We start from the raw sequence: 14,299 nt of genomic DNA on the forward strand, positions 1-14,299 counted from the left end.
TGGTCGGCGTGGTCGGCCGCTCCGGCCCGACATCCTGGGAGGTCATCATCTCCACTTCTTCACCGCCTCTCGCGTCCGACGTGACTGTCGCACGTTCCCTTCAATAGTTTATATTGATCATGGACGTTCTTGCGCTCACGCGCAAGACGCCCTGCCTGCCTCACCCACCACCGAAGGACCACCCGATGTCTGAGATCAGCGAGACCCGCACCGAGCTGCCCATCACGCAAAAAGCTTCCTGCGGCTGCGGCGAGCACGACCACGACGTCCCCGCCCTGGACGCCCGCGCCATCCCTCACGCCATCCGCCACGCGACGATCTTCGGTGCGCTCTCCGGGGTCCGACCGGGGCAGCAGATGGACCTCATCGCACCGCACAACCCCCTTCCGTTGCTGGCGCAGATCGCGGACCGAGAGGGCGAGGCCCTCAGCTGGACCTACCTCGAGGAGGGCCCCGAGGCCTGGACCCTGCGCTTCACCCGCCACGCGTAGGCTCAGCCACCACCCCGTCGTCAGAGGAGCCCGACCCGTGTGCACCTACTGCGGTTGCGAGTCGATCGCGGTGATCGGCCGGTTCATGGCCGAGCACACCGACATCATCAACGCCGCGGGGCAGTTGCGTCGGGCCTGCCACCAGGGGGACCAGCCGGAGGTGGAGCGCGCCGCGGACGAGGTCGCGCGCCTCCTGGACCCGCACACCGACGCTGAGGAGGTCGGGCTCTTCAGGGTGATGCGCCAGCAGGAGGAATTCGCCGATCACATCGAGCAGTTGTGCCTCGAGCACGAGACTCTCGACGCCCAGTTAGCGGCCATCCGTGCCGGCGATCATGCTCGCATGGCGGAGTTCGACCACGACCTTCGTGGCCATATCGAACGCGAGGACAACGGCCTCTTCCCGGCGTCCGCGATCGCCCTGGACGGGCCCGACTGGGCCGAGGTCGACCTGTCTACGCCTCCGCCCACCACCTGGACCGGGGCGGGCAAGGCCCGGTTGGCGTGAGCACCCCCACGCGTGGCCCCTACACCCTGGCCCCGCTCCTCCTGATCCCCGGTGGCCTCGCGCTGCTCGCCGGCTTGGATGCGGCACTCACGCTGGCGGGGCTCCCGGCGCCCGCCAGCAGCCAGCGGCTCGCGGTGCTGCACGGCTCCCTCATGGTGCTGGCGTTCCTGGGCACCGTGATCTCTCTGGAGCGGGCCGTCGCCCTCCGGCAGGCGTGGGGCTTCCTGGCACCTGGCCTGATCGGGCTGGGTGGGATCGCACTCATCGTGCTGCCCGACCCCCTCCTTGGTCGCCTTCTGCTGGTCCACGGCTTTGTCCTGTTCGTCGCGGTGTATGCCGTGCTCTGGCGCCGCAACCACGACCACACCATCGCGGTCCAGGCCCTGGGTGCCGTGCTCGCCGCCTGCGCGGCCCTGCTCCTGACCCGCGTCGAGGTCGCGGTCGTGCTGCCCCTGCTGATCGTGTTCATCGTGCTGACCATCGGGGCCGAGCGAGTGGAGCTGGCTCGCCTCGCGATGCCCGCCGCAGCCGGGGTGCACCTGATCTGGTGGTCCGTGGCGTGCACGGCCGCGGCTGCTGCGACCGTGCTCTGGCCCCTGCCCGGGTGGCGCCTCCTCGGCCTGATATTGCTCGGGATGACGCTCTGGCTGGTCCGCCACGATGTCGCTCGCCGGCTGATCAAGACCACCGGGCTGCCTCGCTTCGCCGCCGCTGCGCTCCTGCTCGGCTACGCCTGGCTCCTCCTCGCCGGCGTGGTCCTGGTCCTGGTGGGGCAACCCACAGAGGCCGCCTACGACGTCGTGGTCCACGCCACCTTCCTGGGCTTTGCGATGTCGATGATCCTGGCCCACGCCCCGGTGATCCTGCCCGCCGTGCTCCGCGTCAAGCTGCCCTACAACATCTTCATGTGGGTGCCCCTGGCCCTGCTGCACCTGACCCTGCTGATCCGGGTCGTCGCGGTCACCCTGGACGACTTCGACGGTTGGTCGGTCGGGCTCTACGGCAACGTGGTCGCGCTGCTGATCTTCGTGGCGACCGCCGTGCTGACCGGCTTCCTCGCGGCCCGGCCACCAAAGCCGCGACCCTTCCCGACACCCGCGCGCGCCGCCGAGCCCGCGCAGCCTGTCACCACCAGCCCTGGCACCACCAGCCCTGACACCAGCCGCACAGAGACGACGCATGCCTGACCTCAGCCCCACCACCCCTGACACGCCCTCCCTCCCTTCGACGCCGTCCATGCCTTCGTCACCTCGCCCAGGCCGCCCCACCTCCGGGGCGCGTGGCCACTGGGCGCTGCGAGATCGCCCGGGGATCGTGTGGATGATCCTGGCGGTCCTCGTCGCGCTGGCGCACCCGTTCATCGCGGAGTCGCGGTGGCTGATGGTCCACCTCGTCCTGCTGGGCGCACTGACCCACTCGATCATGGTGTGGAGCACCCACTTCACCCAGGCGCTGCTCAAGACCAGACCGGGGCTGGATGACCGCAAGATGCAGTCGCGCCGCCTGATCCTGCTGTTGATCGGCACCTCGATGACGCTCGTCGGGGTGCCGACGGCGCAGTGGTGGTTGACCGTTATCGGGGCCAGCCTCGTCTCCGTCGCTGTCCTGTGGCATGGGGTCCAGCTCTGGCGGCGGCTGCGGGCGGCCCTGCCAGTGCGGTTCCGGATCACCATCCGCTACTACCTCGCGGCCGCGATCTGCCTCCCGGTCGGTGCTGGCCTGGGCGCCACCCTCGCGCTCGGTCTCGACGACGCGACGCACGGGCGCATCCTCCTGGCGCACACGATGGTCAACGTCCTGGGCTGGATCGGGCTGACCGTCACGGGCACCCTGCTCACCCTCTGGCCAACGGTGCTGCGCACCCAGATCACCCCGAAGGCCGAGGGTCGGGCCACCCAGGCCCTTCCCGGGTTGATCACCGCCCTGGTGCTGCTGGTCGCGGGTGCGCTGGTCGACCTGCGCTGGCTCTCGCTGGCCGCGCTCGGGCTGTATGCCGTCTCGCTGCTGTGGTGGGCCAGCGCGGTCCTGGCTCCGGTTCGGACAAAGCTGCCCCGTGAATTTGCGCCCGCTTCGGTGGGACTGGCACTGATCTGGTGGTTGGTGGGGATCGGCTATCTGCTGGTGCGGCTGGCTACCACCGCGACCTGGGCGGACTTTGCCGACGGCTTCGGCCAGACCAGCGCGATCATCGTCGTCGGCTTCGCGGCGCAGCTGCTCTCCGGCGCCCTCTCCTATCTCGTGCCATCGGTGCTCGGAGGCGGCAAGACGGTCGTGCGCGCCGGGCAGAAGTGGTTGGACCGCTGGGCCACGGCCCGGCTGGTCACGATCAACGCCGGCCTCGCCCTGTCCCTGCTGCCCATCCCCAGCCTCGTCCGCGTCATCATCTCCGTCTTGGTCCTCATCGCGCTCGCGGCCTTCATCCCCCTCCTGTTCCGTGGCATCGCTGCTGCGGCCACCGCCCGTCGCGCACTGGCCGACGGCCCCCGTCCCATAGAGCCGCGACCCAGCACCAACGGTCCTGACCACCTGCCCTCCATCTGGTCGGGCGGGCAGCTGGTCGCCGCCGTGTCCGCCCTCGCCCTCGCCATCTCGATCGGTGTCGCCGGCGACCCGGCAGCCGCGGGCCTCGGGGGTCTCACGGCGCTTCCCGGCCAGACCTCCGCCTCGGCGCCCGTCGCAGCCACCGGCGAGACGACGACGGTCACCGTCAAGGCCCTTGACATGCTCTTCGAGCCCTCTTCCGTCGAGGTCCCCGCGGGCAACCGCCTCGTGATCAACCTCGTCAACGAGGACCCGACCAACGTCCACGACCTCCAGCTGATGGGCCAGCGCACGCCACGGCTCCCGCACGGCGGCGCCGCCACCCTCGACCTGGGGATCGTCACGGCATCCACCCAGGGATGGTGCACGATCGTCGGTCACCGCCAGATGGGGATGGTCTTCGACGTCGTCGCGGTCGGCGGCAGCGACTCCGCAGCCGTGACGGCACCCGGCGGCGATGCCGGCCACCAGACCGGATCACCGGGCGCCGGCGCCGCATACCTTCAGAGCGCCACCCCGCTCCTGGACCCCGACGCCGTCGTGCAGGACTCGATCGACCCGGTCCTCGCGCCCGCCTCCGAGGAGAAGGTGCACAAGCTCACGCTCACCGCGCAGGAGCTCGAGTTGGAGGTCGCTCCCGGGATCACCCAGACCCGCTGGACCTTCAACGGGCAGGCGCCAGGGCCGACCCTGCACGGCCGGGTGGGCGACATCTTCGAGATCACTCTCGTCAACGACGGGACCATGGGTCACTCGATCGACTTCCACGCGGGGGCCCTCGCACCGGACCGGCCGATGCGCACCATCGCACCCGGGGAATCGTTGGTCTACCGGTTTACTGCAACGAGGGCGGGGATCTGGATGTATCACTGCTCCACCATGCCGATGACCGCCCACATCGCGGCAGGCATGTTCGGCGCTGTGGTCATCGAGCCGGAGGGCGGCTTGCCCGCAGTGGACCGTGAATATCTGCTGGTCCAGTCCGAGGTCTACCTGCAGCAGGGCACCGGCGACCGCGCCGCCGGCACCGACGCCGCGGAGGTCGACGCCGACGCGGTGCTGGCCGAGCGTCCGAGCCTGGTGACCTTCAACGGCATCGCCAACCAGTACGACCAGGAGATGCTCACCGCCAAGGTGGGCGAACGAGTGCGGATCTGGGTGCTCGACGCCGGGCCCAACCGGCCGACCAGCTTCCATATCGTCGGCGGCCAGTTCGACACCGTCTACAGCGAGGGCGCCTACTTGCTGGGGCCGCAGGCGCAGGGCAGTGGGTCACAGGTGCTGGGGCTGCAGGCCGCGCAGGGCGGCTTCGTGGAGCTCACCTTCCCCGAGCCGGGTCACTACCCGATGGTCAGCCACATCATGGTCGATGCCGAGCGGGGCGCCCACGGTTTCGTGCGCGTCACGGAGTGAGTGCCTCGGGAGGCCGATGCTGCGCGCGGCGACCGCAGTCGCTCAGACGGCGCGGTAGTTGCCGGCCGGCGCTGCTCGGAGCCGGCCCTGCCCCACGAGCCTCTGCAGCCAGGGGTGCGTGCTCGGCTGCCCCCACCGATCTCCCCAGATCTTGGCGTGGTTGAGGGCAATCCGCTCCTCTTCCGCCTCGGCCACCTCCTGGCCGGGCTGGAGATAGGTGGTGGCGCCGCCGACCCACACCATCGCCCCGCCCGCTTCCCGCACGATCTGGGCGAAGTCCGCGTCCTCCAAGCCCTTGCCCGTGTATTGCGGACAGAAGCCCCCGGTCGCCTCAAAGTCGTCGGCGCTCATCGCGAAGGCGAGCGCGTGGAAGAGTTCGAACCGCTCTTCGATCACTAGCTCGCCGTTGCGCAACGGCGGGGTGCCTGGGGTGCGGACGCCCAGCGTGTCCAGCTTGCGCAGCGGATAACCCACTTCCGGATTCGCCGGCTCGGGGAGCTGGAGCACCGGGCCGCACCACAGGATCGGGCCGGCGACCTGCTCGCGGATCGCGGCCCCCGCCTCACCTGTCACGGCCGCGGCATACCGCTCCAGCGCCCGGGTCCCGGGGATCACGTCACCGTCGAAGAACACCAGGACGTCAGCCCCGGCGCTGATGGCCTGCGCGGCGGTCGCGTTGCGCGCTGCCGCTAAGGGCAGCGCGCGCCGATCGGTGGGCACCGGGCGCACGATGGTCCGCCAGCGGTCGGAGGCCAACGGAAGTCGACCCCGCGTGAGGTCGCGGTCGCCCATCGAGGCGATGCTGTGGATGGCCGGTGGGACCGACCCGACGGACAGCCCGTCCACCTGACCCAGGAGCTGGTCATGCCGCCCTCGGGTCATGGTCAGCACAGCGATCTTCGCAAGCACGAGGCGTACCTTATCGTCCGTACAAGCCGCGTGACTACCCCCTCAGGGGTGAGGTCGCTTCATCACGACGCCTCCTGCCCCTCCGCCTAGTGTGGAGTTCATGGCAAGCGCAACTCCCCTCAAGGTGGCCATCGCGAACGACTACGAAGTGGTTGTCCGGGGGTTGCACGCCATGCTCGCGCCGTTCCGGAGCCGTATCGAGGTGGTCGAGCTGGACGTGAATCTCCCCGTCTCCCAGGTGGTGGACCTCACTCTTTATGACACCTTCTCCCAGACGCAGGTCGATGCGCCGGAGATCGACACCATGCTGGCGCGCCCCGCTGCCGGTTCAGTCGTCGTCTTCACATGGAACATGCATCCCCAGCTCGTGGAGGTCGCCCTGGCCAAGGGTTGCCGCGGCTACCTGGACAAGTCGCTGGCAGCGCCGATCCTCGTGCGTGCGATCGAGAGGGTAGCCCTAGGCGACATCGTCATCTCTCCGACGTCGGTCCCCACCTCGCGTCAGGACGGTGCCACCGTGCTGAGCGATGGTGGTGACTGGCCCGGCCGCGGGCACGGCCTGTCTGCCCGCGAGGCGGAGGTGGTCGCGCTCATCACCCAGGGCCTGACCAACGTCGACATCGCCTCCCGCACCTACCTGTCGATCAACTCGGTCAAGACCTACATCCGCACGGCCTATCGCAAGATCGACGTGACCCGCCGGTCGCAGGCCGTCCGCTGGGGGCTGGAGCACGAGATGGTCCCGACGCACAAACGCATCAACCACCCCTCGACGGGTAGTTAACCTCAGGCCGGGAGGTAGACCACGCAGGAGTAGGGACCCAGGTCGAGCACGCCCGCCCCGTCGATGACCTGCAGGTCCGGAGTCGCGTGGTCCCCGAAAAGTGAGCTGTAGCTGCGCGAGTCGCTGTTGAACTTGACCCGCCAGGTGCCGCTGGGCAGCTTGACCTGACGCTGCACGGCATTGGACGTGAGGTTGAGCGCGACGAGGACGTGTCGCCGGTCATCCGTGCTGCGCACATAGGCGATCACGTTGGCGTCATCGTCGAGCGTGACCAGCGTGGTGTTGGGTCCGGACAGGCCGGGGGTGTCCCCGTCCAGGTTGCGGCGCATCCGGATCAGGTCGCGAAACATCGCGGTGATGTCGCGGAAGGCCCAGGCCCGGTCCCAGTCCAGCGGCACCGTGTCGCGGAACCACTCGTCCTCCAGGAACTCCTGCCCCTGGAACAGCATCGGTATCCCCGGAGCGGTCAGGACCAGTGCGGCACCCAGGGTGGCACGCTTCTGGGCGTCCCAGCCGGTCGGGTTGTCGCCCCGCACCTCGGAGGTGATGCGGGCCTTACCGTTGGACACCTCATCGTGGGACTCGGTGTAGATGACGCGGTCGAAGGCGTGCTGATAGGCGTGCATCACGGCCTGCGCCACCGCCGGGATCGAGCGCTGCTCGTCATCGTGCGCGATCAGGGCCTCGCGGACCGGGTGCACAAACTGGCTGTCCCACTGGGCGTGCATCGCCGCCCCGCCCGGCTGGGTGGCAGTCACCGCCATCACGTTGTGCATGTCCTCGGCGATGACCAAGCGCCCGGGGAACTCGGTGCGCACGAGCTCGCCGATCATCCGCATCATCGCCCAACCCTCGGGGATGTCCCCGGAGAAGCCGTCGACCGTGCGCATGTAGGGCGTCATGTCCAACCGGACGCCGTCGGCGTGGTAGTCCCGCAGCCACATCCGGACGTTGTCGAGGATGAAGTCGCGCACCTCGCGGCGACCGTAGTCGGGACGCGTGTCGCCCCACGGTGTGTGGGACCGGTAGTCCTGATAGAAGTAGATCCCGCCCATGCCGTTCTCGGACCATCCGTCAAACTGCCAGGTGGCCAGGTCACTGGGGCCGAAGTGGTTGTAGACGACGTCGATGATGACGGCGATCCCCAGTTTGTGCGCCTCCCTGATAAAGGTCTTCAGCGCGGCCGGGCCGCCGTAGGTGTGCTCCACGGCGAAGATGTGCGCGGGGTTGTAGCCCCAGGAGTAGTCGCCCGCGAACTCCATCAGCGGCATCAGCTCGATCGCGTTGACGCCGAGGTTCTGCAGGTAGCCGAGCTTGCCGGTGAGGTCGATCAGTGTCGAGGGGCCGTACTCCTTGTCGACGAAGCTGCCGATGTGGGTCTCGTAGATCACCAGCTGGTGCTGCGCGGGCGTGAGGAAGGCCTCGTCGCCCTCCCAGTCGAAACCGCTGTGGTCGTAGAGGTGACCGTTGCCGACCGAGTTGGTCACGGAATTCGCTCGCGGATCGATCCGCATGGTCCAGGAGTCGCCGTTGCGCAGCAGGTACTTGTACTCCTGCCCGTGTACGGCCCCCTGCACCTCGCCATACCAGTTGCCATCGCCTTCGGGCAAGAGGTGGTGGGCGTTGTCATCCCACCCGTTGAAGTCGCCGACGACCTTGACCTCATCAGCATGAGGGGCCCAGACCCGGAAGGCGAAGCCTCCGTCGAAGGGCACGGCGCCCATGCCGAGAACGCTCACAGATTCACTCCTGGTAGATCGGAACTCACAGGTCATGGTCAAGGACGCGGACCCCGCGCCCCTGGTCATCGTAAACGGGTGGCTGGAGCGTCCTCTGATGGGCCAGGCTGACAGGTATGTCGGTCTGCGTCGAGTTGGTGCCGGGCCCCGGTCCGGACGAGCCTCCGGGGGAAGGGGTGGGCTGCCGTGCGCCCCCGCGAGGAGGGCCGAGTAGCGTCAGTCCGTGACCTCTCCCGCCGCTCGTCCCGTCGCCGCGGGCTGGGTCATCACGGCGATCCTGGCGGGATTGTCGATGCTCGGGCCGTTCACCATCGACACCATCTTCCCCGGCTTCGAGTCGATGGGCAGACAGTTCGGCGCCGACGCGCTCGCGATGCAGCAGGTGACCACCGTCTACCTGGCGTCATTCGCCGTGATGAGCATCTTCCACGGACCAATCTCTGATGCAGTCGGGCGTAAGCCGGTCATGCTCGTCGGATTGGGGGGATATATCGTCGGCTCGGTTGCCTGCGCACTCGCCCCCACCCTGGGCTGGCTGCTCGTCGGCCGAGCAGTGCAGGGCCTGTTTGCTGGCGCCGCCACCGTGATCAGCCGGGCGGTGATCCGTGACCTCTACGAAGGGGCGCAGGCTCAGCGGCTGATGAGCCAGGTGATGATGATCTTCTCGATCGCGCCGGCCATCGCGCCCGTCGTCGGGGGATGGATCCTTGCGATCGGGCCGTGGCCGGGGATCTTCTGGTTCATCGCCGGGTATGGCGTGCTCGTCACCATCGCGACGGTGACCATCCTGCCCGAGACCCTGCCTCGGGAGCAGCGGCAGCCGTTGCGGGTGGGTTCGGTCTTCTCCGGGCTGTGGGGGGTCGCTCGATCCTGGCCGTTCGAGCGACTGTCGTTGGCGACCGCGTTCACCTTCTCGGCCTATATCTTCTATGTGCTGGCCGCGCCCATCGTGGTCGTCGACCTGCTCGGTCTCGGCGAGCAGGACTTCTGGATGCTGTTCGTGCCCTTGGTCGCCGGCATGGCGTTGGGGTCCTGGATCACCGGCCGCGTCGCCGGCCAGATCGAATCCCACCGTCTCGTCGACGCCACCATGGGATTCGTCGTCGCCGCGGCTGCGGTCAACGTCGCGCTGACCATGCTGTCGCCGACCCTGCCCTGGGTGCTCGTGGGGCCGACGCTGCTCGGGGTCGCGATCGGTGTGGTCTTCCCGGTCCTGCAGCTCGCGCTGCTCGACATGTTTCCCCACCACCGCGGCGCGGCCGCGTCGATGACCGCCTTCGTCATCCTGGCGTTCAACGTCGTCATCGCCGGCGTCATCGCACCCCTGGCCACCGCCTCCCTGCTCACCGCAGCCCTGACCAGCGCTGGCCTCTCGCTCCTAGGCGTCCTCGCGTGGGTGTGGCACCGTCGCGCGACCGCACCGGCACCAGCCCAAGGGACCTGAGCCGGTTACGACGAATTGTCGTAGACTGGGGTACCCCCTCCGAGGAAGGCCGATCATGTCTCCCGACTCTTTCAACCCGGTGTTGTCCACACAGGAGTGCTGGTCGAGGCTCGCGCAAGAGGAGTTCGGGCGTCTGGGCTACCACCTGGCGGACGAGGTGCACATCGCTCCGGTGAACTACGCGGTCGACGGCCAGCGACTGGTGTTCCGCACCGCCGAGGGCTCCAAGTTGCTCGGCGTGGTGATGAACGACGACGTGGCCTTCGAGGTCGACCGCGTGCTCGAGGAGGAAGAGCGCGCCTGGAGCGTGCTGGTCCGAGGCAGGGCCTCCCTGCTGGAGGGCGACGCGGCACTCGACGTGGACAACCTGCGGCTGCGACCATGGGTCTCGACCAACAAGTTCAACGTCGTGTCCATCGCCGTCGATGAGATCAGCGGTCGCGACTACCCACTGTCCCGACCGTGGCAGCAATTGATCCCCGAAGACGAGTAGTCCGCTCGGCAGTAGGACCAGATCAGTGAAACGCTCGGCCCGATGGGTCGTGCCGACTGGTAGTTGACGTCTTCCGGTGGGAGTGTTTGACCATGAGGACGACCCCCGTGCCTGCGTGGGTTCGTTCCTACGAACGTCCTTGGTTGCGCTGGGACGTGCTCGCGGGGGTCACCGTGGCGGCCTACGCCATACCTCAGGTCATGGCCTATGCCACGATCGCTGGCCTGCCCCCCACCACCGGGATCTGGGGCTTGGTCGGTGGACTGCTCGCCTACTCACTCGTCGGCACCAGCCGCACCCTCTCGGTCGGGCCCGAGTCGACGACCGCTCTCATGACGGCCGCCGCTGTCGGCGCGGTGGTCACCCGCCCGCAGGACTACGCACCCATGGCCGTTGCGCTCTGCTTCGTCGTTGCGGCCTTCTGCCTGCTCGGCTGGATCGGCGGTCTGTCACGAGTATCGGACCTACTGAGCCGGCCGGTGATGGTCGGCTACATGGCGGGCATCGCTGGCGTGATGATCGTGAGCCAGGCTCCCAAGCTCACCGGCGTCAACGTCGAGGGCGAGGGTGTCCTGGCACAGACGTGGTCGCTGCTGACGCACCTCGACGCCGCGCACGTGCCCACCCTCGTCCTCAGCCTCGTGTTGATTGCCGTCTTGTTCCTGACTTCCTGGCGTTGGCCACGCGCGCCGATCGCCCTCGTGGGCATCCTTGCCGCTGCGGCCGTCGTGGCGTGGACACCCGCCGGGGACCTCGGCATCGACACCGTCGGCGCCCTCCCGGCGGGGTTACCGACGCCGGCGCTGGGCAATCTCACGATCGACTCCGTGGTCAGGCTGCTGGTGCCGGCGCTAGGGGTCACGCTGGTGGCCTACTCCGACAACATCCTGACCGCGCGGGCCTTTGCCGAGGACGGCGAGCAGGTCGACGCTCGTCGCGAACTTCTGGCTTTGAGTGCCGCGAACCTTGGTGCCGGCCTCTTCCAAGGGTTGCCCGTCTCTTCGTCGGGCTCGCGCACCGCGATCGCCAACGCCATCGGCGCCAAGAGCCAGGGCACGGCAGTCGTCACCGCACTCGCCACCGCCCTCGCGGTCCTTACCTTGCGCCCCGTGCTCGCGCAGATCCCGAGCGCCGCCCTCGGTGCCGTCGTGGTGTATGCCGCCGCGCACCTGATCGAGGTCGGGGAACTTCGGCGGTTCGCGAGGTTCCGCAAGAGCGAGCTCGTGATCGCGCTGTCAACCACTGCCGGGGTCCTCGTGTTCGGTGTTCTGGAGGGGATCATCATCGCGGTAGTGCTGTCACTGAGCGACGTGCTGCGACGCGTGTCTCGTCCGCACGATGCCGTGCTCGGCTTCGTCCCTGGGCTGGCCGGAATGCACGATGTCGACGACCATCCGACCGCGACGACCGTGCCGGGTCTGGTCGTCTATCGCTACGACTCCCCCCTCTTCTTCGCCAACGCCGAAGATTTCAAGAATCGGGCGCTGCGCGCTGTCCGGGACGAAGAACACCCGGTCGAGTGGTTCGTGCTCAACGCCGAGGCCAACACCCAGGTCGACATCACCGCCGCCGACGCGCTCGAAGATCTGCGGACCACCTTGGCCGCCGAAGGCGTGGTGCTGGCCTTGGCCCGCGTCAAAGATGACCTGCGGGTGGAGCTTGCGCCCTCCGGCATCTTGGATCGGATCGGTGAAGAGCACATCTTTGCCACGCTGCCGACCGCTGTCGACGCCTTCCGGCAACGACCTCAATCCTAAGCAGCGGGCGTCTTGGGCGTCCGATGCGGCGAGACGGGGTGCCCGGTCCGGCAGGAACGACCGTTCGGTGCGGCCAGGGCGACCGCTCGGTCAGTCGCCGGCGCGTAGCCCTTCGGTGATCAGGTCCATGACCGAGGAGTCGGCCAAGGTGGTCACGTCGCCGATCTCGCGCTTCTCCGCGACGTCGCGGAGCAGGCGTCGCATGATCTTGCCGGAGCGGGTCTTGGGCAGTTCGGACACGATCAAGATCTGGCGAGGCTTGGCGATCGCACCGATCTCCTTGGCGACGTGGTTGCGCAGCTCGGCGACCAACTCGGCCCCCTCACCCACTTCGTCGGCCTCCTCAACGGCGTCCTCCCGCAGGATCACGAAGGCGCAGATGGCCTGCCCCGTGGTCGCGTCATTGGCGCCGACCACGGCGGCCTCGGCGACCTTGGGGTGGGAGACGAGCGCCGACTCGATCTCCGAGGTCGACATACGGTGTCCAGAGACGTTCATGACGTCATCCACCCGACCGACCACCCAGACGTTGCCGTCCTCGTCGAACTTAGCGCCGTCACCGGCGAAGTAGACGCCCGGGAACCGGCTCCAGTAGGTCTCCTTGAAACGCTCCGGGTCGCCCCAGATGCCGCGCAGCATCGCCGGCCAGGGCGCCGTGATGACGAGATAACCGCCAGCGTCGCGACCCACCGGCTCTCCGGACTCGTCGACCACATCGGCGGTGATGCCTGGGATCGCGCGCATGGCCGACCCCGGCTTGGTCGCCGTGACCCCGGGTAGCGGGCTGATCATGGTCGCGCCGGTCTCGGTCTGCCACCAGGTGTCGATGATCGGGCACCGGCCGCCGCCGATGACCTCGCGGTACCACATCCACGCCTCGGGGTTGATCGGCTCACCGACCGATCCCAGCAGCCGCAGGCTGGACAGGTCGAACTTCTCCGGGATCTCCTTGCCCCACTTCATGAAGGTCCGGATCGCGGTCGGCGCGGTGTAGAGGATCGAGACTTTCTTGTCCTGGATGATTTCCCAGAAACGGCCTTGGTGCGGGGTGTCCGGCGTGCCCTCATACATCACCTGCGTCGCGCCCAGCGTCATCGGGCCGTAGACGATGTAGGAGTGCCCGGTCACCCAGCCGATGTCGGCGGTGCACCAGTAGACGTCGGTCTCCGGATGCAGGTCGTGCACGACGCTCGTGGTGTAGGCGTTCTGCAGCAGGTAGCCGCCCGTGGTGTGCAGGACGCCCTTCGGCTTTCCCGTGGTGCCCGAGGTGTAGAGGATGAACAGCGGGTGCTCGGAGTCGAAGAACTCCGGCTCGTGGGTGTCGGCAGCGGCGGCCAGCGCGTCGTGCCACCAGATGTCGCGCCCTTCGGACCAGTCGACGTCCTGCTCGGTCCGCTGGACCACCAGGACGTGCTCGACCGGGGTGTCGCCCTGAGCGAGCGCGCCGTCCACGGCCGGCTTGAGCGCGGAGGGCTTGCCACGTCGCCAGCCGCCGTCCGCGGTGATGACCACCTTTGACCCGGCGTCCTGGATGCGGCTGTGCAGCGCGTCGGAGGAAAACCCTCCGAAGACGACCGTATGCGGGGCACCCAGCCGGGCGCAGGCGAGCATGGCCACGACGGCCTCGGGGATCATCGGCAGATAGATCGTGACGGTGTCCCCCTTGCCGATGCCCAGCTCGCTCAGGGCGTTGGCCGCCCTCTGGACTTTTTGGTGCATCTGCGCGTAGGTGATGTCTTGGGTGTCACCCGGCTCCCCGACAAAGTGGAACGCGACGCGGTCGCCGTGTCCCGCCTCGACGTGCCGGTCCACCGCGTTGACGCAGGCGTTGAGTTTGCCCCCCACAAACCACTTGGCGAAAGGCGCCTGCGACCAGTCGAGCACCTCCTCGAAGTCCTTCTCCCACGTCAGGTAGGTGCGGGCCTGCTCTGCCCAGAAGGCGAGTCGGTCGGCGTCGGCCTGCTGGTAGAGCTCGGCGGTCCCATTCGCCTGCGCCGCGAACTCAGGACTGGGCGCGAAGGTGCGCGCCTCGTGCAACAACGTGGACAGGCCCTCGTGGGGCGACGCGTCGGACATCAGTCTTCTCCTTGCGGGTTGCCGTTGGCTTTGCCTCTTTGTGAGTATGCCGTGTCCCGCGGCGCGCGTCCTGCGCACCCCGGGATGAGCGCCTTGATTGAGCAGGTCTGGCGACCGCCCGGAGTGGCAACAGCGACCGCCCGG

11 protein-coding genes are annotated in these 14,299 nt (G+C 68.3%); 8 read left to right on the plus strand and 3 right to left on the minus strand.

Annotation, left to right across the window (positions count from 1 at the left end):
• Window positions 1-185 precede the first annotated feature (185 nt).
• The 4 genes from Q4P07_RS02600 to Q4P07_RS02615 are packed head-to-tail and all read left to right on the plus strand — an operon-like array spanning window position 186 to window position 4,953.
• Window positions 186-491, plus strand: a complete 306-nt coding sequence (locus Q4P07_RS02600; RefSeq protein WP_303373331.1) for a DUF2249 domain-containing protein — start codon at window positions 186-188, stop codon at window positions 489-491.
• Window positions 492-528: 37 nt separating this feature from the next.
• The gene (locus tag Q4P07_RS02605; protein ID WP_303373332.1) at window positions 529-999 is read left to right on the plus strand and encodes a hemerythrin domain-containing protein; all 471 of its coding nucleotides are present in this window, start codon (window positions 529-531) and stop codon (window positions 997-999) included.
• Entirely contained in the window at window positions 996-2,186 is a 1,191-nt protein-coding gene (locus Q4P07_RS02610) for a hypothetical protein (protein ID WP_303373333.1), read from the plus strand. Before Q4P07_RS02605 ends, Q4P07_RS02610 begins: the two co-directional genes overlap by 4 nt.
• 49 nt (window positions 2,187-2,235) lie before the next feature.
• Complete coding sequence (locus Q4P07_RS02615; protein ID WP_303373334.1) at window positions 2,236-4,953, plus strand: multicopper oxidase domain-containing protein; 2,718 nt, start codon at window positions 2,236-2,238, stop codon at window positions 4,951-4,953.
• A gap of 42 nt (window positions 4,954-4,995) precedes the next feature.
• Here Q4P07_RS02615 and Q4P07_RS02620 read toward each other — a convergent pair whose 3' ends face one another.
• Window positions 4,996-5,862 carry a hypothetical protein gene (locus Q4P07_RS02620; RefSeq protein ID WP_303373335.1) on the minus strand — a complete coding sequence of 289 codons (867 nt, stop codon included), beginning with the start codon at window positions 5,860-5,862 and terminating at the stop codon, window positions 4,996-4,998.
• Window positions 5,863-5,962: 100 nt separating this feature from the next.
• Here Q4P07_RS02620 and Q4P07_RS02625 point away from each other — a divergent pair, with 100 nt between their 5' ends.
• Window positions 5,963-6,646, plus strand: a complete 684-nt coding sequence (locus tag Q4P07_RS02625; protein ID WP_303373336.1) for a response regulator transcription factor — start codon at window positions 5,963-5,965, stop codon at window positions 6,644-6,646.
• A 2-nt stretch (window positions 6,647-6,648) separates the two neighbouring features.
• Here the strand turns inward: Q4P07_RS02625 and Q4P07_RS02630 are convergent, their stop codons facing one another.
• Window positions 6,649-8,385: an alpha-amylase family glycosyl hydrolase gene (locus Q4P07_RS02630; RefSeq protein WP_303373337.1), complete on the minus strand. Its 1,737-nt coding sequence runs from the start codon at window positions 8,383-8,385 to the stop codon at window positions 6,649-6,651.
• A gap of 223 nt (window positions 8,386-8,608) precedes the next feature.
• On the opposite strand from Q4P07_RS02630, the gene Q4P07_RS02635 reads away from it, so the two are divergent.
• The 3 genes from Q4P07_RS02635 (at window position 8,609) to Q4P07_RS02645 (ending at window position 12,079) form a co-directional block, all read left to right on the plus strand.
• Window positions 8,609-9,829: a multidrug effflux MFS transporter gene (locus Q4P07_RS02635; RefSeq protein ID WP_303373338.1), complete on the plus strand. Its 1,221-nt coding sequence runs from the start codon at window positions 8,609-8,611 to the stop codon at window positions 9,827-9,829.
• Window positions 9,830-9,884: 55 nt separating this feature from the next.
• Window positions 9,885-10,322 carry a pyridoxamine 5'-phosphate oxidase family protein gene (locus Q4P07_RS02640; protein ID WP_303373339.1) on the plus strand — a complete coding sequence of 146 codons (438 nt, stop codon included), beginning with the start codon at window positions 9,885-9,887 and terminating at the stop codon, window positions 10,320-10,322.
• A gap of 92 nt (window positions 10,323-10,414) precedes the next feature.
• Window positions 10,415-12,079: a SulP family inorganic anion transporter gene (locus Q4P07_RS02645; protein WP_303373340.1), complete on the plus strand. Its 1,665-nt coding sequence runs from the start codon at window positions 10,415-10,417 to the stop codon at window positions 12,077-12,079.
• Window positions 12,080-12,169: 90 nt separating this feature from the next.
• On the opposite strand, the gene acs is transcribed toward Q4P07_RS02645, so the two are convergent.
• Window positions 12,170-14,155, minus strand: a complete 1,986-nt coding sequence (gene acs, locus Q4P07_RS02650; RefSeq protein ID WP_303373341.1) for an acetate--CoA ligase — start codon at window positions 14,153-14,155, stop codon at window positions 12,170-12,172.
• Window positions 14,156-14,299: the final 144 nt, after the last annotated feature.

The sequence above is a fragment of the Ornithinimicrobium sp. genome (assembly GCF_030537745.1).
GTDB lineage: Bacteria > Actinomycetota > Actinomycetes > Actinomycetales > Dermatophilaceae > Ornithinicoccus.